The following is a 26,937-nucleotide window of genomic DNA, read 5'->3' as shown; positions in this document are numbered from 1 at the left end:
TCAGGCGCCGCCGCGCTTCGCGTCCGCCGGGGCGTTCGGGTGGCGGGTGAGCAGCATGCGCAGCGGGGGCTGACGCCGCACCGCCTCTTGCTTCAGCAGGTGGGCGATGAGGGCCGGCGGGGCCGCGCTCCAGCGGGCGATGTTCTGGATGAGCATGGGCGAGCGGTAGGTGCGGCCGCACAGCAGGGACGCCGTCTTCCCATCCACCGGCAGGCCGATGAGCGCCGCCAGCGCGCGGCCCTCCGTGTTGAGGATGAGCTCCACCTTCTCCTCCGCGGGGCCGCTGGCGAAGCGCTGGCGGAGCACCTCGCGCGCCGCGCGCCGCGTGGACTCCGGCACGTCGCGGTCATTGCCCACCTTGTGTAGCTCCATGAGCCGGCGCGCGCTCCACAGCCGTCGGAAGAGGCTGGCGGGGAGCTGCGGGTTGCGCACGAGCCAGCGCCGTACTCCCGTGTCCGCCGCGAAGGCCGCCCGGGCGCACAGCGCCTCCAGGCCCACGGGGTTGCGGTGGTAGCGCGCGACGAGTCGCGCATGGGGCAGGCCCGTGCGCGCGTTCTCCAGCACGGCCTTGATGACGGCGGGCACCGGGTCGAAGCACAGCGCGGAGAGGACGGGGTCCTCCGCCGCGTGGGCGTGGGCGATGCGCTGGTCCTCGGGGAGCGGGTGCAGCCGGAGCTCGAAGAGCTGGCGGTAGTTGCCCAGGGCGACCTCGGGCTCGTCCTCGGCGTCAGTCGCCGCGTCGGGGGCGGACGCGGCGTCTTGTGGGGGCAGGTCCGCTGCGGGCGCGGCGTCCAGCGGCGTCAGGTCGAGCACTGGGAGGTCCGCTTCGGGCTCGGGGGCCGTTCGCCGCTGGGGCTCGAAGGCCATGGGCGCAGCGGCGACTGGGGCCGCCGGGCTCGCGGAGGGTGTGGGCAGCAGCGCGCCCTGGGCGACGAGCCGGGAGAGGATGGTCCGCAGCCGCTCGGGAGGGAGGCCCGTCAGCGCGGGCAGGTTCCGGGCCGGGGTGGCGCCGTCCAGGCGGGAGAGCACGAAGCCCTCTTCTGGACTGAGGGCCAGCGTCCGCAGGTCGACCGAGGGGTTCGGCTTGGGCATCCACTCCGTCATGGCTCCAGAGTCTTTCATGACCTGGAGGACTCGGGCAGGCCCGGGTCGGGGCGGGCGACCTCCGACTGGAAAACATGACGGATGCTGGACGGCCTGCCTGGCGGGTGGGGGTGTGGGGAGCACCCTTGCCTGTCCCTGCCCGTGGGCCCTAACTTCACACCATGTCCGACCGCATCGAGACCTATGCCGAGTTCTGGCCGTTCTACCTGCGGGAGCATGCGCTGCCCTCCACGCGCTGGCTTCACTTCACGGGCACTTCCCTGGGCGTGGGGCTGGGCGTGACGGCCGCTGTCACGGGCCGCGGCGCGCTGGTTCCGGCCGCGCTCGTCGCCGCCTACGGCTTCGCGTGGTTCAGCCACTTCGTCATCGAGCGGAACAAGCCCGCGTCGTTCAAGTACCCGCTCTGGTCGTTCATCTCCGACCTCCGCATGGCGGGGCTGATGGGCGCCGGACGGCTGGCCCCGCACCTGGCGCGTGCCCAGGCGGGAGGCATGGGCTCGGGCGAGGTAGCCCGCGCGGTGCCCGCGGCGCAGCAGGCCCGCTAAGGCAGACACGCCTCCTCGTAGCCCCAGCGCTCCGCGTCTTCACCTTCGTCCAGGAGCGGCTTCAAGGCGTCGAGAGAGACCGCGGGCGGAACATCCACGGAGATGAGCCCGGGGACATGGCTCTTCTCGACGGCGCAGCCGTGCTTCTCCAGGAGCGCCTTGACGGAGGGAACCTCCTCCTCGTCGTAGATGATGAGGCGCAGGGTGGCATGTCCCGAGGGACGGACGACCTTCTGGAACAGGAGCTCCCCGTCCACGAGCTCGGCGGAGACGACGTCTTCGCAGGCGACGCCCTTCGCGAAGAAGGGGACGTTGTCGAGCTGGAACAACCCTTCTCCTACAGGCCGCGCCCAGAGCCCCTCGGAGTCGGCGGGGGGATAGTCGTCTTCGTCCTTCTCCAGCTCGAAGATGATCTTGACCCGGTCATCGCTGTCCGCAGTGCTCATTTCGATTTCCCGTCGCAAGAGTGCCTGTTGCCCTTCTTGAGGTTGCACTTCCGACAGAGCACCTGTCCATTCTCCACATCCCCCGCGCCTCCCTTCGACCTGGCGCGCTTGTGGTCGACATGGGCCTCGTTTGTCGGAGGCGTCACGCCCTTCTGGTGCCTCTTGCCGGGGACCGTCTCGACGTCACAATTCACACAGCGGATCTTTCCGTCATTCTCCTTCGCGTTCCGATCCTTCACGATTGTCTTCTGCCGCTTCGTGAAGGCCTTTCCGGACCGGTCCTTCTTGTCCTTGTCCTTGTCTTTGTCCCTGCCCGCAATCCCCGCCTGACCGTCAGGAATGACGGACTCGAGTAGCGGAGCGGGTTCAAAGGGCGAGGGCGCCGCGGGGACCTCCATCGTGGATGGAGTTGCGACCGCGACCGCGAGCAGGACCAGATAAAGAGTGTGCATCAGAACACTCTCGCACGTGCGAGGCTTTGGTGGCAGGGTGAGGTCTCGGCAAGCAGGCGCGCCAGGGATGCGGACTCCGGGTCGCATTGACGCGTCCGGAACGCTCTCTCAGAATCCGGCTCGTTTCGGGCATCCGCCCAGGGACCTCCGTGACTCTGCTGACCCGCGTGAAGAAGAGTGTCCGGCACCGCGCCGCCTACAAGGCGTCGGAGCCGCTGTCGAAGCTGCTGAGCCTGACGGGGTTTGGCCGCTATGGCCCGGGCCCCCAGCTCAAGCAGCTGCGCCAGGCCGGCATCTCCTTCGAGTCCTACCGCTTCGACGTGGCGGAACTGGAGCGCTTCTGGGACGGGCTCCAGGTGCGCAACGCTACCATCCGGCACTTCTGCGGCTTCCAGCCCTATTGGGAGAAGCGGCCGCAGTATTACTTCACGTGGAAGCAGATTGAACCGCTGGTGGCGCGCGAGGATGCCGTCTACGTGGACATCGCCTCCACCCCGAGCAAGCCCGTACCTGGATGTCGTCCGCGAGCTGGGTCGGACGCGGAACATCTACGCCCAGGACCTCGTCTTCCCGCCTGGCATCCACGGCCACCAGATTGGCGGCTCGGCGGCGGAGCTCCCGCTCGAGGACGGCTCGGTGGACGCGATGACGCTGCACTGCTCCTTCGAGCACTTCGAGGGGAGCGCGGACACGGGCTTCATCCGGGAGGCCGGGCGCGTGCTCCGGCCCGGAGGCAAGGTCTGCATCGTCCCGCTGTCCCTGGGCGAGTACGCCTTCACCATGTGTGACCCCGCGTGGGGTTACGACATCCGCCGCGACGCGGAGCCCATCATCCACCTGTTCCCGCGCTGGGGTGAGCGGCACGGCCGCTTCTACGACGCCGTCACCTTGAAGCAGCGCGTCCTGGCGCCCGCGCACGCGGCGGGCCTCACGCACCGCGTCTTCCACTTCGAGAACATCATGGACCTGCACCCGACCTGCTACACGCACTTCGGGCTCGTCCTGGAGAAACCCGCGAAGGGCTGACGCGCGCCGCGTCCCTGCATTTGTTACCCCGGGTGCGGAGCCCGGGCTATAGCCGCCCGTGGGAGGCCGGTGCCCGCCGCGCGCAGCGGCATGGCGCCGCCACATGGAGGCACGCATGGGTGGAGTCGCGCGGAAGTTGGGCTGGGTGCTGCTCGCCGCCGTGGGCGCGGTGAGCCTGGGCACGGTGGCCCTGCACCGAGGCGAAAGCATCAACGCCATCTGGCTGGTGGTGGCGTCCGTCTCCGTCTACGTCATTGGCTACCGCTTCTACGGCCGCTTCGTGGCGCGCAAGGCGCTGGCCGTGGACCCCTCGCGCGCGACGCCGGCACACCTGCGCAACGATGGCCTGGACTACGTGCCCACGGACAAGTGGGTGCTGTTCGGCCACCACTTCGCCGCCATCGCGGGGGCGGGGCCGCTGGTGGGCCCGGTGCTGGCCGCGCAGATGGGCTACCTGCCCGGCACGCTGTGGATTCTGGTGGGCGCGGTGCTGGCGGGTGCGGTGCAGGACTTCGTCATCCTGGTCTTCTCCGTGCGCCGCGACGGCAAGTCCCTGGGCGACATGGTGCGCCTGGAGCTGGGGCCCGCCGCCGGGGTGACGGCGATGATTGGCGTGTTGATGATCATGATGATCATCCTCGCCGTGCTGGCGCTGGTCGTCGTGAAGGCGCTGGCGCACAGCCCCTGGGGCACCTTCACCGTCGCGATGACGATGCCCATCGCCGTGCTGATGGGGCTCTACCTGCGCTACCTCCGCCCCGGCCGCGTATTGGAGATCTCCATCGCGGGCTTCGTGCTGCTGATGCTGTCCATCTGGCTGGGGGGCCACGTCGCCGAGCACCCGCACTGGGGCGCCGCGTTCACCTTCGACGCCAAGGCGTTGGCGTGGATGCTGATTGGCTACGGCTTCTGCGCGTCCGTGCTGCCGGTGTGGCTGCTGCTGGCGCCTCGGGACTACCTGTCCACCTTCCTGAAGATTGGCACCGTGCTGCTCCTGGCCGTGGGCATCCTCCTGGCCGCGCCGGAGCTGCGGATGCCGGCGATGACGCGCTTCATCGACGGCTCGGGGCCCGTGTTCTCCGGCGGGCTGTTCCCCTTCCTGTTCATCACCATCGCCTGCGGCGCGGTGTCCGGGTGGCACTCGCTCATCTCCTCTGGCACCACGCCGAAGATGCTGGCCAGCGAGGGGGACGCGCGGATGGTGGGCTACGGCTCCATGTTGATGGAGTCCTTCGTCGCCATCATGGCGCTCATCGCCGCGTCGGTGTTGGACCCGGGCGTGTACTTCTCCATGAACTCGCCGCCGTCGGTGATTGGCACCACCGTGGAGGAGGCCGCGCGCACCATCAGCCAGTGGGGCTTCGTCGTCACGCCGGAGGTGCTCAGCCAGACAGCCAGGGACATTGGCGAGTCCACCATCCTGTCCCGCGCGGGCGGCGCGCCGACGCTGGCGGTGGGCATGGCGCAGATTCTCCATGGCCTGGTGTCGGGCGAGGGGATGATGGCCTTCTGGTACCACTACGCCATCCTCTTCGAGGCGCTGTTCATCCTCACCACGGTGGACGCGGGCACGCGCGTGGGCCGCTTCATGATTCAGGAGCTGGCCGGGCTGGTGTACGCCCCGCTCAAGCGCACCGAGTCCTGGGCGGCGAACATGGTCGCCACGGCCCTCTGCGTGGCGGCGTGGGGGTACTTCCTCTACCAGGGCGTGGTGGACCCGCTGGGCGGCATCAACACGCTGTGGCCGCTGTTCGGCATCGCCAACCAGATGCTGGCCGCCATCGCGCTCACGCTGGCGACCGTCATCCTGGTGAAGATGAAGCGGCAGCGCTACGCCTGGGTGCCCGCCGTGCCCGCGGCGTGGCTGGTGCTCTGCACGCTGACGGCGGGGTGGCAGAAGGTGTTTGGCGACGACGTGCGCATCTCCTTCCTGGCCCACGCGCGGGCCTTCTCCGCGGCGGTGGCGGAGGGGCGGATGGTGGCGCCCGCGGCGTCCGTGGAGGAGATGGAGCGCATCATCACCAATGACTACGTGGACGCCGCCCTCACGGGCGTGTTCATGGTGCTGGTGGTGGCCACGGTGCTCTTCGGCGCGCGCGCCGCGCGGGCGGCCTGGCGGTCCCCGGAGCCCACCGCGAAGGAGTCCCCCGCCGTGCCGCTGCCGGCGGAGGTCCGCTGACATGGCCGCCGTGTGGGCTCGGCTGGGGCACGCGTGGCGCCGCGCGGTGCGGGTGGCCCGGCTGATGATTGGTGTTCCGGACTACGACACCTATGTCGAGCACATGCGCCGCCACCACCCGGACCGGGAGGTGATGAGCTACGCCCGCTTCTTCGACGAGAGGCTCCAGGCCCGCTACCGCGGGGGCGGAGGCCGCTGCTGCTGAAACGGGGGCGGGGTGGGACAGGCGGGACTGTCCTGGTCAACATCCGGGCCCCGGGGGCGCGACAGGGAGTAGCCACGCGGAACGTGGCCGACCTATACATCCCTCCCATGGGACGCATTTTCGAGACACGCAAGGCCACGATGATGGCCCGCTGGAACAAGATGGCGAAGGTGTTCACGCGCATCAGCAAGGACATCGCCATCGCGGTGAAGGCGGGTGGGCCGAACCCTGATTCGAACTCCACGCTGCGCCGGGTGCTCCAGAACGCCCGCGCCGCGAACATGCCGAAGGACAAGGTCGACGCGGCCATCAAGCGCGCGAGCGGCCAGTCGGCGACCGACTACGAAATCGTGCTCTATGAGGGCTACGCGCCCCACGGCATCGCGCTGCTGGTGGAGACGGCGACGGACAACGTCGTGCGCACCGTGGCGAACGTGCGCATGCACTTCAACAAGTACAGCGGCAACCTGGGCACCACGGGCAGCGTGGCCTTCATGTTCCAACGAATGGGCGTGTTCCGGCTGAACCCGGAGGGCCTGGACCTGGACGCGCTGGAGCTGGAGCTCATCGACCACGGCCTCCAGGAGATGGGCGAGGGCGTGGGTGAGAAGGGGGAGAAGCAAATCATCATCCGCTCCGCCTTCACGGACTTCGGTCAGCTCCAGGCCGCCATCGAGGCCAAGGGCCTGGTGCCCGTCTCCGCTGACTCCGAGTACGTGGCGCAGAACCCCATCGAGCTGCCCGAGGACAAGGCCACCGAGGTGCTGGAGCTCGTGGACGCGCTGGAGCAGGACGACGACGTCCAGCGCGTGTTCCACAACCTGGCGTGAGCGGGGCGGGTTCGCTGTCGCCCGGCAGGACACCTGAGGGGACCACCGCCGCGCTTCGCGGTGGCCCCCGTGAAGCACAGCGCTACTTGGTGAAGGTGATGGGCCCGTTGGACAGCGTGCTGTTGCCCGCGCCGTCCACGGCGCGCACCCGCCACGTGTGGCTGCCCGTGGCGAGGCCCGTCACCGACAGCTGCTCCGTGCCCACGCCGTACACCTGGAACTCCCACAGCGAGTACCCGAAGCCCGTCGCGCGCTCCACGCCGCGCATCCGTACGTAGCGCCCGACGCCGCTCAGGCCGGTGAGGTCATCCAGCCCGCCGTCGCCGTTCGCCTCCGTGTACAACGTCCGCCAGCCCGTGCTGCCGTCGATGGACGTCTCCACCACGTACCGGCGGCCGAACGCGGCCTCCCAGCTCAGCACCACGCGCTTGATGGCGTACACGCCGCCCAGGTCCACGGTGATGGACTCCGTGTCGGGGCTGGCTACGTCGTAGCGGCTGGCCCAGCGCGTCTCCGGGTTGCCGTCCACCGCGTCGTTGGGGCTGCCGAACTCGGACGACGTCGCCGCCACGTTGCGCCCCAGCGCCAGGTTGGTGCCCGTGCCCACGTAGGCCCGCGGCGTCACCGTGGGCGTGCGGTCCGCCCCGTCCACCACCAGGACGTACCGCGCCACGCCCGCGCCCACGTCCGTGGTCTGCTCCCAGATGAACGTCGTGGACGTACCCGGCACGGAGGCGCCGGCCGCCGGTGACAGCGCCGTGAAGGCCGCGGGCGGCGCGGTGTCGTTGAGCGTGAAGGTGGCCGTGGCGGACGTCGTCACGCCTCCCGCCCAGTTGTAGGCCCGCACGAACCAGGTGTGCTGCCCGTTGCCCAGGGACACGTTGGCCAGGGCCGCGGACGGCGTCTTCGTCGTCGCCGCCGGGAAGGGACTGCCGTCCAGATAGACTTCGTAGCGGTGGATGCCCGTCTGCGGGTCGCTGCTGGCCGTCCAGGTGAAGGTGGGCCGCGTGGTGAGGGTGGCGCCCGGCGCCGGCGTGAGCAACGTGAAGGCCGTGGGCGGCGTCGCGTCCGACAGCCCGAAGCCCTGGATGCCCGCGCCGTACTGGTACAGCGGGTTGCCGTACACCGGGGCAATGGGCAGACCCTGCGCGATGCGATGACGAATCTCCGCGCGCTGGGCCGCGGTGGCGCCCAGGTCGAAGGGCAGGTCCCACTGCTCCAACTGGTTGGTCTCCACGTCGGTGCCAATCTGCTCCAGCGAGCGCGGCAACTGCCACGGCAGTTGGCCTCGCGGCAGCACGTCACCGAAGAGCACGTCCGCCACCGCGACGCCGCCCATGTCGCCGGGTCGGTACGCCATCAGCAGCGCGTTCGTCTGCGGCACCACGTTCGTCAGGATGTAGGGCCGCGGCAGAATCATCACCGTCGTCACCGGGACGCTCTGCGCCCGGAAGCCGGTGATGAGGCCGTACTGGTTGCCCCACTGGGGCTCGTGCGGAGGGCCAATCGGGTCGCCCGGCAGGTAGGGCTTCTCCTTGTCCCACTCGGTGCCGTGGGTGAAGTAGCTCTCACCCACCACGACGATGGCCGCGTTGACGGTGACGCCCGCGGGGGCCGCGTCCTTGTAGACGGTGATGCCGTCCTGCTCCGCGCGCTGCTTGATGGCCTGGTAGATGGTGAGGTCGCCGAACTCCGTCCCGTGGAAGTCGGAGCGCCACGTCACCATGCAGGCCGGGTCATCCGCGCGGGGGCCCGCCACCACGATGCGCGAGCCCGCCGGGAGCCGCAGCGGCAGCGCGCCGTCGTTCTTCAGCAGCGTCATCGCGTTCTGCGCCGCGCGGCGCACCAGGGCCTTGTTGTCGGCCGTGTGCCACTCGGAGGTGCCCGCGGGGCCGCCGCGGTACGGGTCCTCGAAGAGGCCCAGGCGGAACTTCAAGTCGAGAATCTTCCGCACGGCCTCGTCGATGCGGGCCGGCGTGACGACGCTCTCGAAGTCTCCCATCTGCTGCGGGTTGGCGCCGCCCATGACGTCCGAGCCCGCCATCGCCGAGCGCGACCACGCCCCCGAGGGCAGCCAGTCCGAGCAGATGACGCCCGTGTAGCCCAGCTTCTGGCGCAGGTAGTTGAGGATGCCCGGGTTGTCGCCCGCGCCCCAGCCCTCCGGCCCCAGCAGCCAGCTGCCCGCGTAGCCGGGCATGATGCCGCTGGTGCCCGCCTCGATGGCCGCGTGCCACGGGCGCATGTGGTAGTGGATGGTGGTGCCGTCGTAGGTGATGCCGCCCTCGCCGCCGGCGCCCTGGCCCGGCCAGTGCTTGGTCGTCACCCAGAGGGAGTGCGGGTTCACCTCGGGGCCGCCCTGGAGGCCCGCCACCAGCGCGCGCGTCATGCCCGCCGCCAGGTCCGCGTCCTCGCCGCCGCCTTCCTGGATGCGCGGGTAGAGCACCTTGGTGCCCACCTCGGCCAGCGGCGACAGCGTGCCGCGGCTGCCCACCGCGACCTGCTCGCGGCGCTGCATGTCACCCAGCTCATAGACGGTGTCCAGGTCGCGCGCCGCGGCGAGCGCGGGCTGCGTGGGCCAGCTCGTCTTGAAGCCGTGGATGGTGTCACCCGCGTCGACGTGGGGGATGCCCAGGCGGGTGAGCGCGGAGGCGCGCTGGAAGCTCGCGATGTCGGTCGGGCTGAGCGGCCCCATCATGAAGCCGGCCTCCGGCACCGTCCGCGCCTCGTAGAACATCTGCAGCGCCTTCTCGTGCAGCGTCATGCGCGACATCAAGTCATTGACGCGCACGGAGATGGGGTTGGCCCAGTCCTCGTAGGGGTCGATGACGCCGTTCTTGTTCAGGTCGCGCCGGCCGTTGATGAGCGCGACGCCGTCCGCGGCCGTCTCCACCACCGGCAGGTAGACGCTGAAGATGCGCAGGTCGGAGCGGCTGGTGCCCCCGCCGCCCAGGTTGGCCACGACGTACCACTTGTACGTCCAGCGGTCGGGCAGGTCCTGCGGCAGCGTGAAGGAGGTGGCGGTGGTGGTGCCCACCTGGGTGAAGCGGTCCAGCAGGCTGCCGGGCGCCATCCAGTCGTAGTCGTCGCGGCTCAGGTTGACGAACACCGTGTAGCCGGTGGCGCCGGTGACGGGCGCCCACTGCAGCGTGGGCCGGCGGGTGGTGGTCAGCACCGCCTCGTTGGCGGGCGCCACCACGCGGAAGGCCCCCGCGACGGCGGGCGGCGGCGGCTTCGGATACGGGTCCGGGATGATGGTGCGGTCCCTGCCGTCCGGGTCGGTGATGATGGTGAAGATCTCCACCCGCCACTCCGCGCCCTGCACCGCCAGCGCGGACACCGTCTGCCCGCGCAGCACCGTGCCGGTGGACGTGGTGACGGCCAGCCGGATGTCCGTGTTGGGCGCGGTGGGGGAGAACTGGTTCTTCGACATCGTCACCACGGTGTTGGGCGGGAAGGTCAGCTCGTAGGTGAAGGGCCCGGGCGGGTTGCGCACCGACGGCGTGGTGTTGCCCTCCTCGGGCGTGGGCGTGACGCTGAGCGGCGCGGGTGACACGTTGATTTTCGCGTACGCCAGCTCGGGGAACATCAGCTTCACCGTCTGGGGCGTGCTCTGCGGCGGTGGCTCCTGCGGCCCGCCGCCGGGCGCGTACACCTCGAAGGACCAGAGCGAGTAGCCGTAGCCGGTGCCGCGCTCGATGCCCCGCACGCGCACGTAGCGGGCGCTGCCGGACACGGTGATGCTGCGGCTGCCGGGCGCGCCGTCGGTGATGGTGGGCGCCAGCGCCGTCCAGGTGCTGTCGTTGGTGGAGCCCTCAATCACGTACTGCTTCCCGTAGGCGCCCTCCCAGTCCAGCACCACGCGGCCGAGCTGCCGCGAGGCGCCCAGGTCCACGCGAAGCCACTGGGCGTGGGACGTGTCGTCGGAGGACCAGCGCGTCGATGCGTCGCCGTCCACCGCGTAGCCCGGCGCCAGGTGCGCGGCGTTGGCCTCCACGCTGGAGGCCGTCGCGGGCCGGCCACGGGCCAGGTCGCCCGAGGGATGCGAGTCCCCGTACACGGCGAACTCCCAGAGGGAGTAGCCGTAGTCGATGGCGCCCCGCTGCGTCCCGAGGATGCGGACGTAGCGGCCGTTGCCCGTCACCGCGAGGTCATCCACGCCGCCGTCGCCGTCCGTGATGACGCGCACGTCCTGCCACGCCGCGGCGTCGTTGGAGACCTGGACGCGGTAGCCCCGGCCGTACGCCGTCTCCCACGTCAGCACCACGCGGGTGATGGCCGTGGGCTGGCCCAGGTCCACGTAGAGCCACTCGCCCTCCGCGAACACGCTGCCCCAGCGCGTCCCGGCGTCGCCATCCACGGCGAAGTCGCCGGTGAGCCCGGGCTCCGCGGAGGACGTCACCACCGGACGGTTGAGCGCGAGGTTCGTGCCCGTCTGGGCCTCCGCGCGCGCTCCCACCACCATGAACAGCCATACCGCGACGACGGCGCAGGCCCTGGCCAAAGACAGCCAGGGGCCGTGCGTGCCCTGCACACGGGAAATCGGCACACGCATGGGAAAAGCGGACCGTTGGAGAAAGTAGGGGAGGGGGGTGAACCAGCACGCAGCGACGATGAACGGCGTCCGAGCGGTCCTTTCCTTTCTACGGTCTATTCTATTCCTTCGGCATCACAACAAAGTCAAATCGAAGCCGGAAAATGCGCCAAGTCGAGAAATATGGGTGTGTGACCTGGCGCGCATGTCGGTGTCTGGCTTCAGGCGTTGACGCCCACGCCCACCGGGCAGCTCACGCCGGTGCCGCCCAGGCCGCAGTAGCCACCTGGGTTCTTCTCCAGGTACTGCTGGTGGTAGTCCTCGGCGTAATAGAAGGGCGGCGCGGGGAGCAGCTCGGTGGTGATGGCGTCGAAGCCCCGGGCCGCGAGCGCCTTCTGGTAGGCGTCACGGCTCGCCTCGACGGCGCGCTGCTGGGCCTCGCTCGTGAAGTAGATGCCGGAGCGGTACTGCGTGCCCACGTCGTTGCCCTGGCGCATGCCCTGCGTCGGGTCATGGCTCTCCCAGAAGACGCGCAGGAGCTGCTCGAAGGACACCTTCTTCGGGTCGAAGACGACGCGGACGACTTCGTTGTGTCCGGTGAGGCCGCTGCACACCTCGCGGTAGGTGGGGTTGGGCGTCAGGCCTCCGGCGTATCCCACCGCCGTGCTGTACACGCCGGGCGTCTGGTAGAACTTCCGCTCCGCGCCCCAGAAACACCCCAGGCCGAAGTAGACCTCCTCCAGGCCTTCCGGCACGGGGCCCTTGATGGGCGTGCCCAGCACCTCGTGCTTCTCCGGGACGGGCATCACGTCCGAGCGGCCCGGCAGTGCCTCCTCCGGGGTCGGAATCCTCGGCTTCTTGGTCGGATTGAAGAACATGTCCCAGGCATAGCGGCCCGCCGGGCGCGATTCACCCCAGAAGGAGCGGGCGTGCGGGCGGAGGGTGGCAGGCCGTCCCACCTGCCGCGCTGCTTCATGTGCCCCCGAGCGTCGTGAGGGTGCGGGGCCAGTGGACGGTGAAGGTGGTGCCCTGGTCCCGGTTGGAGCGGACCTCCACGCGGCCCCCGTGTGCGCCGACAATCTGGCTGACGATGTAGAGGCCCAGGCCCAGGCTGCGTTTCTTCCTCGCGATGTCCTGCGGGAGCGCGCTCACGGGCATGCTCTTGAACGGGTCGAAGATGCTCGGCATCAGCTCGGCCGCAATCGGCTCCCCGGTGTTGTGGACCTCCAGCACCACCTCACGCGCCTCTCCGCGCACCGTGACACACACCGGCCTGTCCTCCTGGCCATGCTGGAGGGCGTTGGCCACCAGGTTGCCCAGCACCTGCGACACCCGGTCCGGGTCCCAGTTTCCCTGGGTGTCTCCGCTCGCCTCGAGCATCAGCGTGCGCTCCGGGGCGCTGACCTGGAGCTCCTCCAGCGTCGCCTGGCACACCTCCGCGAGGTCCATGGGCTGGCGGGCCACGGGAAGCCCCCCGCCCAGGCGGGTGCGGGCGAAGTCGAGGATGTCCGTAATCATGCGCCCCATGCGCGCGGTGGCCTTGCGGATGCGGTCCACGGCGCGGCGCTCGGGCGGTGCAAGGTCCTCGGCCCGCGTCAACTGGAAGGCCGAGGCGTTGATGGCGTTGAGCGGGTTGCGCAGGTCGTGTCCCAACACCGCCATGAGTTGTTCCCGGAAGTCCACCGCCCGCTGGAGCACGGCCTCGGCCCGCTTGTGGTGGGTGACATCCACCACCGTGCAGCTCAAGCCCAGCACCCCCTGGTCTGGCGTGCGGACCGGGTGGAAGCTGGCCTGCCACGTTCGCAGGTCTCCGGCGTTGGTGAACTCGAACGCGTCCACCGGCTCACCTGTCTCAATCATGCGGCGGAACAGGGGCTCGAGCGTGTCCACCGCCGTCACGGGGGCCATCTCCTGGAAGCGGCGGCCCAGGTGGGCTTCTGGCGAGTGGCCGTTGATGTCCGCCATGGCCTGGTTGATGCGCACGAAGCGCAGGTCCCGGTCCAGCAGGGCGATGCCCATGGGCGTGGAGGCCAGCAGCGCGTCCAACTGCGCCAGTGAGCGCTGGGCGTCCGCGTGGGCCTGACGCTCGCGGGCATGGAGCCGGTCATGTACCAGGTACGCGGTGGTCCGCTGCGCCATGGTCCGGAACAGGAGTGCGTCCGGCTCGGAGAAGACGAAGGTGGTGCGCGAGCTCATGTACGCGATGCCCAGGAGCTGGTCGCCGTCCAGCAGCGGCACGCCGTAGACGGCGCGCAGCCCTTCCTGCTTCAGCGCGGGCAGCGCGATGCGCGGGTCCGTGGACGCCGAGCGCAGCGCCAGCGGCTGGCGCTGGCGGGCCACCTCGCCCACGAAGCCCTCGTCCAGCGTCAATGACGCGCCGAGTGTCTCGTCCGCGCCCAGGCCCACCGCGGCGCGCACCACCAGCGCGTCCCCCTCCACCAGCAGCAACGCCGCCGAGTCCACCGAGAGCGCGGACTCCACCAGGACGGAGAGCAGCCGCGAGGGGAGGCCGTCCATGGAGGGGCTCTCCAGCGCGGCCTGCGTCATCCGGTCCAGGGCCTGGAGGATGCGCTGCCGTCCCTGGGAGAAGGACGTCATCGTCCGGGTGACAATCCGGTCCAGCGCGTCCTCCATCCGCTCCAGCTCGCCCGGCGCGAGGAAGGCCGCGTCGGCCTCCAGCCTGTGGAGGATGCACTTGCGCAGGAGCGCGTACTCGGACGCCACCTGTCCCAGGTTGAAGCCAGCGTCCAGCCGGGACATCGCGTGCTCGTCCGGCAGCGTGGTGAGGATTTCGTCCGAGTCGTGGTCGACGAGGTCCGCGAGCACGCAGAGCAACTGGGGCACGTGGTCCAGCAACCAGGAAGGCTGCGTCGCGTGCCCCGCGTGGAGCGTTCGCATGACCTGCTGCCAGTCCTCCAGCACTTCCTCCTGATGGGCGCGCAGGAACTCCGCGGCCCTGAGCGTCCGAGCCCCGGGGGCCTGCTTGTCGCCCGCTGTGCGTGACTCTGTCTCCAGCATCACCGGCCTCCCGAGGCCCTGGGGCCGCCCACGCCGCCGTTCACTTCCATTCTGGGGACGATGGCGCCTGCGTGCCTCGTCCCACCGTTCGTCCGGACGTCCAACTTCGGGCGCTTGCCGCCGTGTCCGCACGCCGTGGAGCTGTGGGCCCGCACGGGCTCGGTTAGGGTGGCTGCAAGATGCGCACGCTCCTGCTGACCCGCTCCGACGTCTCCCGCAACCTGCAGGCCCCCCTCTTGCTGGAGGACCTGCGCGAGGCCTTCCGCACCGACGCCCTGGCACGCACCGTGGCACCGCAGCGCGCCCGGGCCTCCCTCCATGCCGAGGGCACCGCCCTGGTGCTGTTCCCTGGCAGCCTGCCCGCCATCCCCGCCTACTCCGTGAAGGTACACGCGAAGTTCCCCGGCCAGTCGCCGGCGATTCGAGGCGTGGTGCACCTGCACGACGTCGCTACCGGCGAGCTGATGGCGGTGATGGACGCCGGCCACCTGACGGCGGTGCGCACGGGCGTGGTGGGCGCGCTGTCGGCGGATGTGCTGGCGCGGCCGGACGCCAGCCGGGTGGCGCTCATCGGCGCGGGCCGGCAGGCGGTGCTGCAGCTCAAGTCGTTGCGGCTGGTGCGCTCGCTGACGCACGTGCGGGTGTTCGACACGGCGCCGGAGCGCTCGCTCGCCTTCGCCACGCGCATGTACCAGGAGTTGAACCTGCCGGTGCGGATGGCGGAGACCCTGGAAGAAGCCGTCTCCGACGCGGACATCGTCGTGACGGCGACGTGGAGCCGTCACCCCTTCCTGCACCCCGGCATGGTGCGGCCGGGCACGCACCTCATCGCGCTGGGCGCGGATGAGCCGGGCAAGACCGAGCTGTCCGCGGAGCTGCTGCGCCAGTCGCGGTTCATCGTCGACCACCGGGGCCTGGCGGTGTCCACCGGCGCCGCGGGCGCGGTGGGCCTGGGGGAGGAGGCCATCCACGCGGAGCTGGGCGAGGTGCTGGCCGGCTTGAAGCCCGGCCGCACGTCCGAGGCGGACGTCACCGTCTTCGCGGCGGTGGGCCTGCCCTTCCAGGACCTGGCGGCGGCCTGGCACGTCTACCAGTCGGCCCAGGGTGACGACGCCGTGGGCGGGTTGGACTTCGACGCATGAGGCGCAGGGTGCTGGAACTCCTGTCGCGCATCGGCCTGACGCGGCCCGCGCTGCGCGCGTGGGCGATGTACGACTGGGCGAACTCGGCCTTCATCACCACCGTCGTCACGGTGGTGTTCCCGCTCTACTACGCCTCCGTGGCGGCGCAGGGCCTGCCGCGCGAGATGGCCACCAGCCGCTTCGCCACCGCCACCGCGGTGGCGCTGAGCGTGGTGGCGGTGCTGTCACCGGTGCTGGGCGCGCTGAGCGACCGGGCCGGGCGCATCAAGCACATGCTGGGCATCTTCGCGGGCCTGGGCATGGTGTCCACGCTGGCGCTGACCACGGTGGGCCCGGGTGACTGGGAGTGGGGCCTGCTGCTCTTCGGCTTGGGCAACGTGGGCGTGACGGGCAGCATCGTCTTCGCGGACGCGCTGTTGCGGCACATCGCCCGGGACGACGAGCTGGACCGCGTGTCCACCGCGGGCTACGCGCTGGGCTACCTGGGCGGCGGCCTGCTGCTGGCCGCGCAGTTGGTGCTGCTGATGAAGCCCCAGTGGTTCGGACTGGCGGACGCGGGGGCCGCCTCGCGCGTGGCCTTCGCCTCCGTGGCGGTGTGGTGGGCGGTCTTCTCGGTGCCCCTCTTCCGGCACATCCCCGAGCCGAAACCGGACGTGTCCGTCCAGCGTCCCCCGCTGTCCCTGCGCGGCATCTTCACGCAGCTGGCGAGCACGCTGAGCGGGCTGCGCCAGCACCGTCAGGCCTTCCTGCTGCTGGTGGCCTACCTGCTCTACAGCGACGGAATCGGCACCATCATCCGCTTGTCCACGCTGTACGGGACGGAGCTGGGCATTGGCCGGGGCGCGCTGATTGGCGCGTTGCTGCTGACGCAGGTGGTGGGCGTGCCGTGCGCGGTGCTGTTCGGCCGTGCCGCGGGGCGGGTGGGGGTGAAGCGCGCGCTGATGTTCGCCCTGGCGGTGTACATGGGGGTGACGTTCCTGGGCTACTTCATGCGCACGCCGGCGCACTTCTTCGCGCTCGCGTTGCTGGTGGGCATGGTGCAAGGCGGCAGCCAGGCCTTGAGCCGCTCGCTCTTCGCGCAGATGGTGCCCCGGGACAGGGCGGCGGAGTTCTTCGGCCTCTTCAGCGTCTTCGAGAAAGTCACGGCGGTGGCGGGCCCGCTGGTGTTCGCGGCCACGGTGGAGCTGACGGGCTCCAGCCGGCAGGCGGTGCTGTCCCTGCTCTTCTTCTTCGTGTCGGGCGCGGCGGTGCTGTCCCGGGTGGACGTGGCCGAGGGGCGACGCGCGGCCCGCGACGCGGAGGCGCGTGCCGGATGGCGCGGCGACGTCGCACCGGAGGCCACCTCGGCCCTGGAGGGCGCGCCTGACGCGGGCCGCGGCGCCTGAGCCGTCAGTGCCTCGCGGGTGGGGCTTCCCGGGGCGCGGTGGAGCCCGCGTGAGACTGCGGGCGGGCGCTCGGTTGAGGCCGCCGCGTGAGCGGGATTGTGTGGCCACCGGGTGCCTGCCCGGCTGCCCGGCGTTCCACCCGTGCGGGGCTCTGGCCCGGGTGGCCGCCCGCCAGGACGTGGCCATCTTCGCCCCTGGGGAGGTGCATATGGTCGTTGGTTTCTTGGCGTCGCGGCCGGGGCGGTGGCTCCGCATCGTGACGGGCGCTGGGATGGTGGTGGGCGGACTGGCGTCAGGGACGTCGCGAGGCGCGGCGGTGGCGCTCTTGGGCCTGGGGCCCCTGGTGGCGGCGGCCCTGGACTGGGTGCCCATGGCGGCGCTCTTCGGCCTGCCCATGGACGGCCCGACGCTGCGGCGCGAGCTGGGGGTGTCCGACGAGGCGTCGTTGCTGGAGGGCTTCCCTCGCGCGTCCATGCGGGACGTCTCGCCGACGCTTCACTGAAGGCAGACCCGCGGCGCCGGGCCTTGGGGGCTCAGCCCTTGCGGACCTGGAAGGGGATGTCGAGCGTGCCCAACGGCGCGCCGCTCTCCGCGTCCACGAGCCGGGCCTGGAGCACCACCTGGCCTTCGCGCGAGCCCACGCCCTGGAAGTAGAGGAAGCCCGACATGCGGCCACCGGGCTCGAGCGTTCCCTCCGGCAAGGCCCGTTGCAGCATGTCCCGCGTGGGCAGGGGCTCACGGCATTGGTAGCCGGCGTAGTACGGGTCCGGGTAGTACGGGCCCATGTACGAGCCCACGCCGAAGCCGCCAAACGGCCGGTAGCGCCCGTAGCCCCAGCCCGAGGAGAAGCCGAGCGCGGCCCCCGAGCCTCCCCTGCCCTCCTGTCCCGAGATGACGGTGTCTCCCAGCGACAGCGGCGCCAGCGCCGCGTAGCGGAAGCGCGACTGCGTGCCCACGAGGGAGAAGACGTCGTACTCGATGCGCAGGGGGCGCTGGCCGCGGTTCTCCAATTGAATGAAGACGGGCGTGAGGCTGCGCTCCAGGTTCTTCGGCGTGCCCTCCCAGGCCGTGCCATCCGCGACCAGGACGATGCCGTCCGTCGCCGCCTTCGCGGCGTTCGCGTCGCTCTGGAGGACCTGGGTGCCCGGCGAGGGGCGCAGCTGCGTCTGGGCCGCGCACCCCGTCAGGATGAACAGCGCCGCCGTGGTGGGCATGAGGGCTCGCATGGACAGTCTCCTCGGGGGTTCATGGGGATACGGGCTCCGCGGCGGCATGGGGCCACGCGGGAGAGGTCAGGGCGCTCCAGTCCTGTCCGCGCGCCCAGTCCTCGAAGGTGTGCCAGCGGACCTCCGGGAAGCGGTGCCGCAGCGTGAGGACGTCCGCCTGGTAGCCTTTGCGGTCCAGCCATTCGTACATGGCGGCCAGGTCCTCGCTGCGCTCACGGATGTAGTCCAGGGAGAGCTGCTCGTAGTGGATGCGGTGGCCGCTCACCATGGACAGCAGCCCGGCGGCCTGCTGGCCCGTCACCTCGTCGGAGGCCACCTCGATGCGTTGCTCCTCGAAGCGCTCCGGCTCCTCCATGACGCGGACGGAGAAGGCCGCCAGGTCCTCCAGGGCCACCATCTGCAGGCCGCGCGTGGGCGACAGGCCCATGGCGAGCACGCCCGCCTTCAGCCCTTCTTCGAACATGCCGCTGGTGAAGTTCTCCATGAAGAAGGTGGGCCCCAGGAGGGTGTAGGGCAGGCCGCTGGCGCGAACGTGCAGCTCGATGCGGTGCTTGCTGTCGAAGTGGGGGATGCCCGTCAGGCGGTCCGCTCCGGCCACCGACGAGTAGACGTAGTGCTGCACGCGCGCGAGCCGGGCCGCGTCCGCCAGGTTCTTCCCGTGGCGGACCTCCGCCTGCACGCCGCCCGGGCCAAAGGGCGTGGCGGCGGCGAACATGGTGTCCATGCCGTGGGCGGCGTGGGCGATGGAGTCCAGGTCGTCGTAGTCCCCGACGGCCAGCTCGGCGCCGAGCGACTCGAGCTCCCGGGCGGCGGGGGAATCCGGATGGTGGACGAAGGCGGTGACGCGGTGGCCGCGTTGCAAGAGCTTCCGCGCGACGGCACCGCCCTGCTGGCCAGTGGCGCCGGTAACGAGCACGGAGCGTGAGAAACCCATGGGCATGTGTGCACCTCGTGACGACAGATGTCCGGAAGTTGGGGATGACGGACGCCGCTGGCGAGCACACCGTGGGCGCATCGAGTCTCAGTGTCAGGGGTTGCCGGGCGGCCGGGCCAGCAGGCGGCCTGGGCGTCTGCTGCCTTGCCGCGTCGTTCCGAAGACCTTTGGGGCGCACGGTGCTTGCTTGGGTGCGGCGCCTCCTCGTGGGAAATGTCATGGTCCCGCTCACGATGAGCAAGCGTGACAAGCTTCAGGACTCCGAGCTGGTGGTGGCCGCCCGGGCACTCGACGCGGAGTTGGTGCGCTTCGAAGCCCAGGCCGAGCAGCTCGAGAAGGCGCCACTTCAAGCCGAGAAGCACCTGGAGCGCGCCTCGGCGATGCTGCAGGGGCTGGCGGACCTGGATGAGCAGCTCAGGGGGCGGGTGACGGCGCTGGTGGGGGCCATCTCGAAGGTGAGAGACCGGCAGCAGACGCAGGCCGAGGCCATCCACCTGCGTGCGCAGGAGCTCCAGCGGCGCACCGAGGTCTTCAAGGACCTGCTCGTGCGTTATGGCGCCCTGGGACAGAACGCGGGCGAGCTGAACGTGCAGATGCAGCAGTTCGCGCAGCAGCGGCAGGCGGCGAAGACGCCGGAGGAGAACGCCGCGCTGGCGGGGACCTTCCAGGCGCTCCAGGAGCGGATGTCCCAGGTGGCGGACGAGGCCCATTCGCTGGCGCGGGCCGCGGAGGAGCAGGCGTTCCTCGACGTGGCCCGGCAGGCGGACTCCCTGCGTCAGCAGCTGTTGTCGGCGCGGAACAAGATGTCGCTGTTGCAGGCGAGCTTCGGCGGTGGGGCGGCTAGCTGAGGTACGTGGGGGCGAAGTCGTCCGGGCTTTCGATGGGGCGCCGTCCCGAGAAGCCGTCGAGCATGGCGTGCCAGTGGGAGACGGCGGGGTCTCCGAAGCGCCAGCACAGGTAGACTTGCTCGCCGCCCCGGTGGGCGCGGAAGTCCACGAGGCCGTCGGCGCCCTTGATTTCCAGCCCCATTTCCTGGAGCTGGAGGAGCTCGCCGCGGATGCGCTCGAGGAGGGTGTCGCGCTCGTCGCGCAGGGAGGCCAGGCTCGAGTCCTTGGGGTTGGGTGCGGCGCCCAGCTCATCCGCGAGCTGCTGGGCGCGCTCCACCCACGGGCGGACCCGTTCAAAGGTGCGCGTCAACAGCGGCACCAGCCGGTTGGCTTCTTCCACGCTGAAGTAGCGCATCCCCCCGAGCATGCATCGGCGGGGCCTGCGCCCGCTACTGTCCCGGTGCGTGGGGGGGCCAGCTTGTCGCCCAGCCCGCGCTAGGCTGCGTCACGCGGGGATGGGATATAAGCGGCTGTCAGTCGCTTCAAGTCAGCCTTTGCTGCTTGAATCCGCTTCACATGGAGGACTCATTGTCTATGAGGCTCGCGGCGGCGTTTCTGTTGTGCTCGCTCGGATGTTCGAGTGCTTCGCTTCAATCGGAGGCGTCTGACGACTACGGGTTCGAGACAGGGAGTCGGCACGTATGGGTACGTGGCCCTTGGGCGGACATTGAACCGTCCCGTGACGTGGATGCGGTTATCGACCAGCTATGCCCTGCAGTGATGCGACTTCCTCGCGCAAGTGAACGAGATTATGGCCAGGAGTACTGTGGCCTCATCTACTCCTTGGGCGACGGAGTTTTCTATGCCAGCAAGGGCTCACCCTTGGGGGAAACGCAGTTGGTGGGAGCCTCCAGGCGAAAGTCGTGTTTTTCGCCTCGCCGCGTGGTCGATGGGCGTGGACGAACTGTTCCCTTTGCGGATTTCCATAGCCATCCCTGGTCGCCTTCGCCCATGTCCCCCAAGGACCGACAGGGTGGCAATCAGCGATGGTTCATCAGGCTCCAGTTCGATACGTCATGTCACCTCCAAAAGCTGATACCCCATGTTGGCGAGACGCGACCAGGTGAGGTCTATGAGCGTGTGGACAGACGATGGAGACTCGTGGGGATCATCAAGCCCGAGGACAAGGCAGTTGGCCGCATCACCGCGATTGAGGACGTGCGAGACTAAGATGCGCCTCGGGCTGCTCGTTCCGCTCTGTTTAGCGCTGCTTCCAGGCTGTGCGTTGTTTCGGCCCGCGCCTCGGCCTGCGAAGGCGTCGCCTGACGAAGCCGCGCGCTACCGATTTCCCGTGGTGCTTCCCTCCGAGGGGCAGCATGTCCTGCCGGGGGCGATTGCCGCTGCTGTCGCGTTCGCCATGGAGGACTTCCTGCCGTTGGGTGCGCAGCCTCGTCGGGGCGCGACGCCCACAGAGGTTTGTGCCTCGCAGCGCCAGTCCTATGACGTGACGGCTGTTCCGGGGGCGGATGCCGTGGTCTTCGTCAGCTTCTCCGCCCGGCAGGACGCCTGCCGCGACATGGAAGGACCTCCCCTGTCGGACGTTCCCATCGTCTACGCCGTGGATACGGCCAGGTGGGTCATTCTCTCTGTGCAGAAGTAGCAGGCCCGCGCGCTATCGGCCGCGCAGCAGGGACGCGTGATTGTCACCCAGCCAGCGCTGGGCTGTGTCCCGCAGCGGGAACAGGGCTTCGCGCTCACGGAAGGCTGGCGTGTGCTCCGGTGCGCAACGCCCCTCGTTGCTCGTTCCGTCGTCGAGGTCCGCGTGCAACATCGCGTGGAAGACGAGGTAGTCCACCACGAACGCGGGCACATGCGGCCGGTCCAGCGCGGGATGGATTCGAATCTCTCGCAGCCGCGCGTCATAGCCGCCGACGTGGATGCTGCGACGCTTCGTGCCGGCCGGCTTGCGCGCCCACCCCACGTCCACCTGCACCCGGCCGTCGAACCAGCTCGCGTTGAGCCGGGCGAAGACGGCCTGCAGGTCGAAGCAGCGGCCTCTCGCGCGCAGCGGCTTCCCCGGACGTCGCTCCCGGCGGACCCGTTCGCTGTGCGCGTGCGCGTAGGACTCCAGCACCTCGCCCGCCTGTGCATCCGCCCGGCCCGCATACGCCGCCATGGCCTGCACCACCGCATCCGGCGCGCCAAGGAAGAGGTGATGCACGCGCAGACGCAGGCCTTCTTCTCCCCGACGAAAGCTCACCAGCGTGGCCCGGTTGTCCGTGAGCCGCAGATGCACCGGCACGCCGAGAATCGAAGACAACCGCCGCGCCAGGTCCGCCGCCAGCGGAAGCGCTTCCTCACGGGCCGGAGTCCGGCTCCGCACCCCGGTGCTCGCGCGCGGCTCCGCCGACACGTCCGCGCGCTCAGGCGCCGCCGTATCGAACAAGCCCAGCTGTGAGGTCGGGTGCGAGGCCATCCACCGTCAAAGGTAAGCTCCCCGGCGCGAGGATTCCAGGAGGATGCTCGCTCCCCGGACGGAGAAGCGCCGCGCGCTGTTCGAAAATGTCGGGGGTTTATCGCTGCCGCCGCTCGCTCAGGACCCGCGGCAGAGCCGGTCCACCCGGTTCAGCATCGTGGGCGTGCGCGACGGCCCATGCATCCGCCGGATGTGCTCCGCCGCCGTGGCCGCGTCCATGCCCGCCGCTCCGACGAACAACGGCCGCAGGCTCTTCCCCCGCACCACGGGCACCGACGGCCCCGTGGTGACATAGGCCGTCTTCGCCACGCCAATGACGGGCACCTCCCGGTTGAGCGCCTCGTACAGGTGTGCCCCCAGCCCGGGCCGGTCCTCGCCGAGCCACGCATAGCCATCCACGATGATGGCCTCCAGTGGCACCTCCACCCGCGCCAGCACCCGGAGCAGGTGCGGCAGCTCGCGGCGGTAGAACTGCCCAGGCTCATAGGGCGCGGCGGCGGGCCCATGCTCCACCAGGTGCGAGGCTTCGTGCCCATCCGCCCAGTTTCGGAACAGCACGCACCCGGCCACGGTGAGCTCGGGGCGGTAGTCCACGTCCACGCAGGCAAGCATCGCTTCGTCCTCCCGACTCAGGGCGCCTGGAAGTCCTCGAAGGAGACCTTCGCGGCGCGAAGTTGCTCCATCATCTCCGGAGAGGGCGTCTGCGTGGTGCGGTAGCGCGGCGGCCACAGCTCCGGCACCGGCGTGAGACATCCGCCCGCGATGCGCTGCACCTCCCGCCACGGCACGGTGAAGAACTCCTCGCCTTCCGCCGTGGGACGGACGGCGACCATGTCCGCCTCCGGCAGCAAGGCGTCCACGTCATGCGACCAGACACACCAGGAGATGGGGAACTCGTCCCGCTTGCGCGCCGTCGCGCTGTAGCTGGCGACGAACACGTCCACGCCCTGCTCCTCATGGAGCGCGTCGAGCGCCTCCTTCTGCGCGCTGTACTCCGCCAACGCCAGGCGGATGTGGGCCAGCCGCACCCGGTTCGACAGCACGTCCTGCCCGGGATGCACGTAGGGCACCACGCGTCCCGCGTCGTCCACCGTGTACAGGGCGGGCGTCAGGCACCGGGTCGCGGCCGCGTACTCCCGTTCGGCGCTCTCGCTCAGCCGTGCCACCAGCTCCGGACGCGCGTCACCACCGATGAGCAGCGTGGAGCGCTCCGGGAGGATGGCGATGGGCCGCCCCTCCACGCGCCCGGCGAAGGACGCGAGGAACCCCGGGCGCAGCAGCCGGGACGTCTCGTAGGTGTCGCGCGTCTCCACCGTCCACAGCGGGCCGTGCTCCTCGTCGTAGAGCTCCACGCCTTCGTCCGGAAGGCGGGCCAGGTTCGCGTGGGCCGCCGTGAAGGCCTCCTCCTCGGTGATGCCCCATGTCTCCAGGTGCCGGCGCTGGACGAACATGGCGGACTCCGGCAGGTCCATCACCAGCAGCTCGCGCAGGAAGGGCAGCGTGCGCCGCCCCACCATCTCCCGGTCCGCATCCGCCTGCTTCTGCAGCGACATGCCGAAGGTGGACGCGCGCAGCACGGGGAGCAGCAGCTCACGCGCCTGCTCCCACGGGAGCGTATCCGGCGACTCCTGCCACAGCGCGCGCAGGTAGCGCTGGATGAGCTGGACGCGCTGGTCGGGCGGCAGCTCGCGCGTGTCCGCGAAGAGGTTGTCCAGGAAGAAGGTGCCGTCACTGCCGGCACGGGTGATGTCGAGCCCGTAGTCCTGCGTGCGCCGCACCACCTTCTCCACCGCCGGGTCGGTGCGCAGCAGGGCCTCCACCTGCCGCATCAACGCCTCGCGCGGCTCCACCGCCCAGTCGTTGGCGGGGCCGGGAGGAGTCTCGGCGGCCGTTGGTGTCTTCCTCCCGAAAAGCCTGCCCCAGAACCCCATGCTCGCTCCCACGTATGTGTCCGCGGCGAGGTTATGCCCGGTGGCCCGTGGGCTCCACCGGAACACGCAGGTCCCGTCACAAAGCCAGGAATGCGAGCAATGCGCCCAGGTCCTCGTCGGACAGGGTCTCCAGGCCGTAGAGCGGCATGTTGCCCCCGACACCGAAGAACTGGCCGTGCCGCACCTTCTCGATGACGACCAGTGACTTGGGCACGCCGGGGAACAGCGCGTCGTAGTCGTCCGTCACCTCCGGCAGAATCGACGCCAGCTCGGTCAGCCGGCCCGCGCCGGTGTGGGGCTCGCCGTGGCAGCTCTGGCAGGCCTCCACATAGACTTGCTGTCCGCGCGTCACGTCACCGCGTGTGACTTCGACGATGTCCTTCACCACCGTGAAGGGGCGGGCCGGCGCGGACGGGCTCGGGCTGATGCTCACTAGGTACTCGTACAGTGCCCGGCTCTGCGGAGAGTCCTTCGGCAGCGGCGTCACGCCCCGCATGAAGTTCACGTAGCAGAAGTTCACCGCGTCCAGCAGGCGCGTCTCGAAGCCGCCCCACCAGCGCTCCCGGAACGCCGAGTCATACAGCGTGTAGCCGGAGTCCATCCGCCCCGCCGGCGCGGTGGGCGTCGTCGCGTGGCACGTCGCGCACGAGAAGCTGTTGAAGCCGCTCTCCGACAACCGCGAGTCGTTGAACAGCACCTCGCCGTACTCCGCCGCCGGCACGCGGCCATCGCCGCCGTCGTCACAGCCCGTCATCACCAGGGCCAGCGCCACCACCCCCCATGCCGCGCGCTTCATGGCTGCCCCCGCAGGATGCTCACCGAGTCCGGGAAGATGCCCACCTCCACCGTGCCCATCACCGTGCCTTCCACCAGGTCCACCGCGTGCAGCGTGCCCGGCTCCACGTGGTCGCCTTCGCAGACGACCAGGCCGATGCGCTCGTCGGGTGTCAGCGTGACTTGATGCACGTTGAGACAGCCAGCGTCCGCAAGCTGCACCTCGCGCAGCACGGTGCCCGTCTCCGGGTCGATGACGGCCAGCGCGTCCACCAACTGGTAGGGCATGTACAGCGTGCGCCCATCCGCGGTGAAGGCGCCGAACATCGGCGGCCCGCGCAGCGGCACGGCGCGCTCGGGCATCATCGTGCGCGTCTGGGGATTGAGCACCTGCACCTGCCGGCTGGCCATGGAGCTGACCCAGACCTCGCCCGTGGTGGGGGACTGCGTCAGCGCGTAGGGCTGGTGCCGGGGCGTCACCGCGCCGCCCGAGCCCGCCGCCACCTTGACCCGTGTCACCGGCGGGTTCGCCTCCGCGAGGTCGACGATGGCCACCTCGTCCGACCAGCAGGCGATGTAGGCCGTGCGCTCGTCCGCGGACAGGCGCACCGCGTGAGGCGCGGGGCACACCTCCACCATGGCCTTCCGAGTCATCGTCCGCGCGTCGATGATGGCCAGGTTCGCGTTCATGTCGGATTCGGGGCGGCCCTGGCGCGCCATCTCGGCAATCTTCAGCGTGTCGAAGTGCGTCTGGTACAGCGTGCTCCCATCCGCGGTGATGATGACGTCGCCGGGGTTGGGGTTCACACGCACCGAGCCCACGAGCCGGTTGTCGCGCGCGTCCAGCTTCAGGCAGTAGCCGTCATCCGCGCCAGTGCCGTGGGCCCCATGCGGCCCCGAGCCCCCCCCTGGCACGTAGTTGGAGATGCCGACGTAATAGAAGTCCCCCGCCGGCGACACGGCGGTGTGGTGCGGTCCTTCCAGCTCCACCGGGTTGAGCCCCACCGGCACGCGCGCAAGCTCGCGGAAGTCCGGCGTGCCCACGGTGTTCAGCTCCACCAGGCTGAGCGTGTCGTCCAGACTGTTGGTGACCAGGATGCGTCCGCCGGGGCCCGGCGGTGGAATGAACGTTCCTTCCCGCCAGGGCTCCTCGTGCGCGTAGTCCAGCCCTTCCGGCGGCGTCACGCCCACCACCCGCGCCGAGTTCTCATCACAGCCGGCCATCAGCAGCGCCAGCGCCGGCATCCACCACGGGGCCCGGTGTTTCATCGTGAAGTCTCCATGCGGATGGTGTGGGGTGCCTCCAAGCGATACGGACCTTCCCGCAGCCGGTTCTGGACCAGGTAGGCGCTGGTCACCTGGACGCGGAGGTCCTGACCCGAAGCCGCACGGAGCACGTCCCAGGTCGCCGCGTCGAGCTGCCACGCCATGTCCGACGTCAGCAGCTCCACCGGACACCGCCGCCCGGGCACGGTGACCTGCACCCAGTAGAAGTCGCCGGTGACGGGCGGCAGGTGCGCCTGGGCGGATGGCAGCAGCAGGTTGCCCAGCCACGCCAGCATGGCCCGGGGTGTCTCGCGCGGGCGGACGGGCGTCAGGGGCGCGTGGGATGGAAGCCGGGAGGCCAGCGGAGAGAACCAGCGCCACGTGGGCGGCGCCGCGTCCGAAGCATAGGTCTGACCTTGGACGGGGGACTCCAACGTCACCGCCATGGAGCTGTCGGTGGGCCGGCCTTGCGCGTCGACGAAGGTGCGCCACGCCTCGTCGGTGGCATCGCCGCTGTAGAGCGGCTCGCCGCACGCTTCGCCCGGTGGCGCGTCCTCGCCGCCGTCGCAGGCGGTGCCCAGCACCAGCAGCGCGGCCGCGCAGGGGGCCCACCGCGGCTTTCGATTCGGGAGTGTCATCA

General features: G+C 70.2%; 25 protein-coding genes. 10 read left to right on the top strand and 15 right to left on the bottom strand.

What is annotated here, in order from left to right; translation table 11 throughout:
- Positions 1-1,104, bottom strand: coding sequence for a hypothetical protein (locus KGD87_RS24540; protein ID WP_284668689.1), 1,104 nt, complete (start codon positions 1,102-1,104; stop codon positions 1-3).
- Between the two features lie 161 nt (positions 1,105-1,265).
- On the opposite strand from KGD87_RS24540, the gene KGD87_RS24535 reads away from it, so the two are divergent.
- Positions 1,266-1,649 (top strand): Mpo1-like protein, encoded by a 384-nt coding sequence (locus KGD87_RS24535; protein ID WP_284663010.1) that lies wholly within the window; start codon positions 1,266-1,268, stop codon positions 1,647-1,649.
- Here the strand turns inward: KGD87_RS24535 and KGD87_RS24530 are convergent.
- Both KGD87_RS24530 and KGD87_RS24525 read right to left on the bottom strand, forming a co-directional pair.
- The gene (locus tag KGD87_RS24530; RefSeq protein WP_284663008.1) at positions 1,646-2,095 is read right to left on the bottom strand and encodes a DUF4265 domain-containing protein; all 450 of its coding nucleotides are present in this window, start codon (positions 2,093-2,095) and stop codon (positions 1,646-1,648) included. The genes KGD87_RS24535 and KGD87_RS24530 overlap by 4 nt on opposite strands.
- The gene (locus tag KGD87_RS24525) at positions 2,092-2,547 is read right to left on the bottom strand and encodes an HNH endonuclease (protein ID WP_284663007.1); all 456 of its coding nucleotides are present in this window, start codon (positions 2,545-2,547) and stop codon (positions 2,092-2,094) included. Before KGD87_RS24525 ends, KGD87_RS24530 begins: the two co-directional genes overlap by 4 nt.
- A gap of 465 nt (positions 2,548-3,012) precedes the next feature.
- Here KGD87_RS24525 and KGD87_RS24520 point away from each other — a divergent pair, with 465 nt between their 5' ends.
- The 4 genes from KGD87_RS24520 to KGD87_RS24505 all read left to right on the top strand — a co-directional run bounded on the left by KGD87_RS24520 (position 3,013) and on the right by KGD87_RS24505 (position 6,787).
- Entirely contained in the window at positions 3,013-3,573 is a 561-nt protein-coding gene (locus KGD87_RS24520; protein WP_284663006.1) for a methyltransferase domain-containing protein, read from the top strand.
- Positions 3,574-3,688: 115 nt separating this feature from the next.
- Entirely contained in the window at positions 3,689-5,752 is a 2,064-nt protein-coding gene (locus KGD87_RS24515; protein ID WP_284663005.1) for a carbon starvation CstA family protein, read from the top strand.
- Between the two features lies 1 nt (position 5,753).
- Positions 5,754-5,957, top strand: a complete 204-nt coding sequence (locus KGD87_RS24510) for a YbdD/YjiX family protein (RefSeq protein WP_284663004.1) — start codon at positions 5,754-5,756, stop codon at positions 5,955-5,957.
- A gap of 107 nt (positions 5,958-6,064) precedes the next feature.
- Complete coding sequence (locus KGD87_RS24505; protein WP_284663002.1) at positions 6,065-6,787, top strand: YebC/PmpR family DNA-binding transcriptional regulator; 723 nt, start codon at positions 6,065-6,067, stop codon at positions 6,785-6,787.
- An 82-nt stretch (positions 6,788-6,869) separates the two neighbouring features.
- Here the strand turns inward: KGD87_RS24505 and KGD87_RS24500 are convergent, their stop codons facing one another.
- The 3 genes from KGD87_RS24500 to KGD87_RS24490 form a co-directional block, all read right to left on the bottom strand.
- Positions 6,870-11,249, bottom strand: a complete 4,380-nt coding sequence (locus tag KGD87_RS24500; protein WP_284663000.1) for a galactose-binding domain-containing protein — start codon at positions 11,247-11,249, stop codon at positions 6,870-6,872.
- 290 nt (positions 11,250-11,539) lie between these two features.
- A complete protein-coding gene (gene msrA, locus KGD87_RS24495; protein WP_284662998.1) occupies positions 11,540-12,196 on the bottom strand; it encodes a peptide-methionine (S)-S-oxide reductase MsrA in 657 nt (218 codons plus the stop codon).
- A 94-nt stretch (positions 12,197-12,290) separates the two neighbouring features.
- A complete protein-coding gene (locus KGD87_RS24490; protein WP_284662996.1) occupies positions 12,291-14,336 on the bottom strand; it encodes a PAS domain-containing protein in 2,046 nt (681 codons plus the stop codon).
- A gap of 179 nt (positions 14,337-14,515) precedes the next feature.
- On the opposite strand from KGD87_RS24490, the gene KGD87_RS24485 reads away from it, so the two are divergent.
- The 3 genes from KGD87_RS24485 to KGD87_RS24475 all read left to right on the top strand — a co-directional run bounded on the left by KGD87_RS24485 (position 14,516) and on the right by KGD87_RS24475 (position 17,365).
- Positions 14,516-15,478 (top strand): ornithine cyclodeaminase family protein, encoded by a 963-nt coding sequence (locus KGD87_RS24485; protein ID WP_284662995.1) that lies wholly within the window; start codon positions 14,516-14,518, stop codon positions 15,476-15,478.
- An 8-nt stretch (positions 15,479-15,486) separates the two neighbouring features.
- Positions 15,487-16,863 carry an MFS transporter gene (locus KGD87_RS24480; RefSeq protein ID WP_284662994.1) on the top strand — a complete coding sequence of 459 codons (1,377 nt, stop codon included), beginning with the start codon at positions 15,487-15,489 and terminating at the stop codon, positions 16,861-16,863.
- Positions 16,864-17,071: 208 nt separating this feature from the next.
- Entirely contained in the window at positions 17,072-17,365 is a 294-nt protein-coding gene (locus KGD87_RS24475; RefSeq protein ID WP_163784554.1) for a YgaP family membrane protein, read from the top strand.
- Between the two features lie 31 nt (positions 17,366-17,396).
- Here KGD87_RS24475 and KGD87_RS24470 read toward each other — a convergent pair whose 3' ends face one another.
- Both KGD87_RS24470 and KGD87_RS24465 read right to left on the bottom strand, forming a co-directional pair.
- On the bottom strand, positions 17,397-18,089 hold the full coding sequence (locus tag KGD87_RS24470; protein WP_284662992.1) for a putative periplasmic lipoprotein: 693 nt from the start codon (positions 18,087-18,089) through the stop codon (positions 17,397-17,399).
- Between the two features lie 19 nt (positions 18,090-18,108).
- On the bottom strand, positions 18,109-19,029 hold the full coding sequence (locus KGD87_RS24465) for an NmrA/HSCARG family protein (protein WP_284662990.1): 921 nt from the start codon (positions 19,027-19,029) through the stop codon (positions 18,109-18,111).
- A 227-nt stretch (positions 19,030-19,256) separates the two neighbouring features.
- Between KGD87_RS24465 and KGD87_RS24460 the strand changes: the two genes are divergently transcribed.
- Entirely contained in the window at positions 19,257-19,871 is a 615-nt protein-coding gene (locus tag KGD87_RS24460; RefSeq protein WP_284662988.1) for a hypothetical protein, read from the top strand.
- Here KGD87_RS24460 and KGD87_RS24455 read toward each other — a convergent pair.
- On the bottom strand, positions 19,864-20,265 hold the full coding sequence (locus KGD87_RS24455) for a DUF2203 domain-containing protein (protein WP_163784550.1): 402 nt from the start codon (positions 20,263-20,265) through the stop codon (positions 19,864-19,866). The two genes, KGD87_RS24460 and KGD87_RS24455, sit on opposite strands and share 8 nt — an antisense overlap.
- Positions 20,266-21,201: 936 nt before the next feature.
- On the opposite strand from KGD87_RS24455, the gene KGD87_RS24450 reads away from it, so the two are divergent.
- Entirely contained in the window at positions 21,202-21,510 is a 309-nt protein-coding gene (locus tag KGD87_RS24450) for a hypothetical protein (RefSeq protein WP_284662986.1), read from the top strand.
- Positions 21,511-21,522: 12 nt separating this feature from the next.
- Here the strand turns inward: KGD87_RS24450 and KGD87_RS24445 are convergent, their stop codons facing one another.
- The 6 genes from KGD87_RS24445 to KGD87_RS24420 all read right to left on the bottom strand — a co-directional run bounded on the left by KGD87_RS24445 (position 21,523) and on the right by KGD87_RS24420 (position 26,935).
- Positions 21,523-22,326, bottom strand: a complete 804-nt coding sequence (locus KGD87_RS24445; RefSeq protein WP_284662984.1) for a hypothetical protein — start codon at positions 22,324-22,326, stop codon at positions 21,523-21,525.
- Between the two features lie 117 nt (positions 22,327-22,443).
- Positions 22,444-22,938, bottom strand: coding sequence for an endonuclease V (locus tag KGD87_RS24440; RefSeq protein ID WP_284662983.1), 495 nt, complete (start codon positions 22,936-22,938; stop codon positions 22,444-22,446).
- Positions 22,939-22,955: 17 nt separating this feature from the next.
- A complete protein-coding gene (locus KGD87_RS24435; protein ID WP_284662981.1) occupies positions 22,956-24,257 on the bottom strand; it encodes a DUF1444 family protein in 1,302 nt (433 codons plus the stop codon).
- Between the two features lie 76 nt (positions 24,258-24,333).
- A complete protein-coding gene (locus tag KGD87_RS24430) occupies positions 24,334-25,053 on the bottom strand; it encodes a c-type cytochrome (RefSeq protein ID WP_284662979.1) in 720 nt (239 codons plus the stop codon).
- The gene (locus KGD87_RS24425; RefSeq protein ID WP_284662978.1) at positions 25,050-26,300 is read right to left on the bottom strand and encodes a YncE family protein; all 1,251 of its coding nucleotides are present in this window, start codon (positions 26,298-26,300) and stop codon (positions 25,050-25,052) included. The genes KGD87_RS24430 and KGD87_RS24425 overlap by 4 nt, the downstream gene beginning before the upstream one ends.
- A complete protein-coding gene (locus KGD87_RS24420) occupies positions 26,297-26,935 on the bottom strand; it encodes a hypothetical protein (RefSeq protein ID WP_284662977.1) in 639 nt (212 codons plus the stop codon). Before KGD87_RS24420 ends, KGD87_RS24425 begins: the two co-directional genes overlap by 4 nt.
- Positions 26,936-26,937 lie beyond the last annotated feature (2 nt).

Origin of the sequence: Myxococcus sp. SDU36 (genome assembly GCF_030168875.1) — a bacterium.
Taxonomy (GTDB): domain Bacteria; phylum Myxococcota; class Myxococcia; order Myxococcales; family Myxococcaceae; genus Myxococcus; species Myxococcus vastator.
This window is presented reverse-complemented; position numbering and strand designations above follow the sequence as displayed.

Coding starts and splice junctions, on each gene's coding strand:
- msrA (WP_284662998.1), bottom strand. CDS start 12,196: ATGTTCTTCAATCCGACCAAGAAGCCGAGGATTCCGACCCCGGAGGAG.
- KGD87_RS24520 (WP_284663006.1), top strand. CDS start 3,013: ATGCCGTCTACGTGGACATCGCCTCCACCCCGAGCAAGCCCGTACCTG.
- KGD87_RS24490 (WP_284662996.1), bottom strand. CDS start 14,336: ATGCTGGAGACAGAGTCACGCACAGCGGGCGACAAGCAGGCCCCCGGG.
- KGD87_RS24530 (WP_284663008.1), bottom strand. CDS start 2,095: ATGAGCACTGCGGACAGCGATGACCGGGTCAAGATCATCTTCGAGCTG.
- KGD87_RS24465 (WP_284662990.1), bottom strand. CDS start 19,029: ATGCCCATGGGTTTCTCACGCTCCGTGCTCGTTACCGGCGCCACTGGC.
- KGD87_RS24485 (WP_284662995.1), top strand. CDS start 14,516: ATGCGCACGCTCCTGCTGACCCGCTCCGACGTCTCCCGCAACCTGCAG.
- KGD87_RS24420 (WP_284662977.1), bottom strand. CDS start 26,935: ATGACACTCCCGAATCGAAAGCCGCGGTGGGCCCCCTGCGCGGCCGCG.
- KGD87_RS24515 (WP_284663005.1), top strand. CDS start 3,689: ATGGGTGGAGTCGCGCGGAAGTTGGGCTGGGTGCTGCTCGCCGCCGTG.
- KGD87_RS24430 (WP_284662979.1), bottom strand. CDS start 25,053: ATGAAGCGCGCGGCATGGGGGGTGGTGGCGCTGGCCCTGGTGATGACG.
- KGD87_RS24500 (WP_284663000.1), bottom strand. CDS start 11,249: ATGGTGGTGGGAGCGCGCGCGGAGGCCCAGACGGGCACGAACCTCGCG.
- KGD87_RS24510 (WP_284663004.1), top strand. CDS start 5,754: ATGGCCGCCGTGTGGGCTCGGCTGGGGCACGCGTGGCGCCGCGCGGTG.
- KGD87_RS24425 (WP_284662978.1), bottom strand. CDS start 26,300: ATGAAACACCGGGCCCCGTGGTGGATGCCGGCGCTGGCGCTGCTGATG.
- KGD87_RS24525 (WP_284663007.1), bottom strand. CDS start 2,547: ATGCACACTCTTTATCTGGTCCTGCTCGCGGTCGCGGTCGCAACTCCA.
- KGD87_RS24505 (WP_284663002.1), top strand. CDS start 6,065: ATGGGACGCATTTTCGAGACACGCAAGGCCACGATGATGGCCCGCTGG.
- KGD87_RS24435 (WP_284662981.1), bottom strand. CDS start 24,257: ATGGGGTTCTGGGGCAGGCTTTTCGGGAGGAAGACACCAACGGCCGCC.
- KGD87_RS24470 (WP_284662992.1), bottom strand. CDS start 18,089: ATGCGAGCCCTCATGCCCACCACGGCGGCGCTGTTCATCCTGACGGGG.
- KGD87_RS24440 (WP_284662983.1), bottom strand. CDS start 22,938: ATGCTTGCCTGCGTGGACGTGGACTACCGCCCCGAGCTCACCGTGGCC.
- KGD87_RS24535 (WP_284663010.1), top strand. CDS start 1,266: ATGTCCGACCGCATCGAGACCTATGCCGAGTTCTGGCCGTTCTACCTG.
- KGD87_RS24460 (WP_284662988.1), top strand. CDS start 19,257: ATGAGCAAGCGTGACAAGCTTCAGGACTCCGAGCTGGTGGTGGCCGCC.
- KGD87_RS24475 (WP_163784554.1), top strand. CDS start 17,072: ATGGTCGTTGGTTTCTTGGCGTCGCGGCCGGGGCGGTGGCTCCGCATC.
- KGD87_RS24540 (WP_284668689.1), bottom strand. CDS start 1,104: ATGACGGAGTGGATGCCCAAGCCGAACCCCTCGGTCGACCTGCGGACG.
- KGD87_RS24445 (WP_284662984.1), bottom strand. CDS start 22,326: ATGGCCTCGCACCCGACCTCACAGCTGGGCTTGTTCGATACGGCGGCG.
- KGD87_RS24455 (WP_163784550.1), bottom strand. CDS start 20,265: ATGCGCTACTTCAGCGTGGAAGAAGCCAACCGGCTGGTGCCGCTGTTG.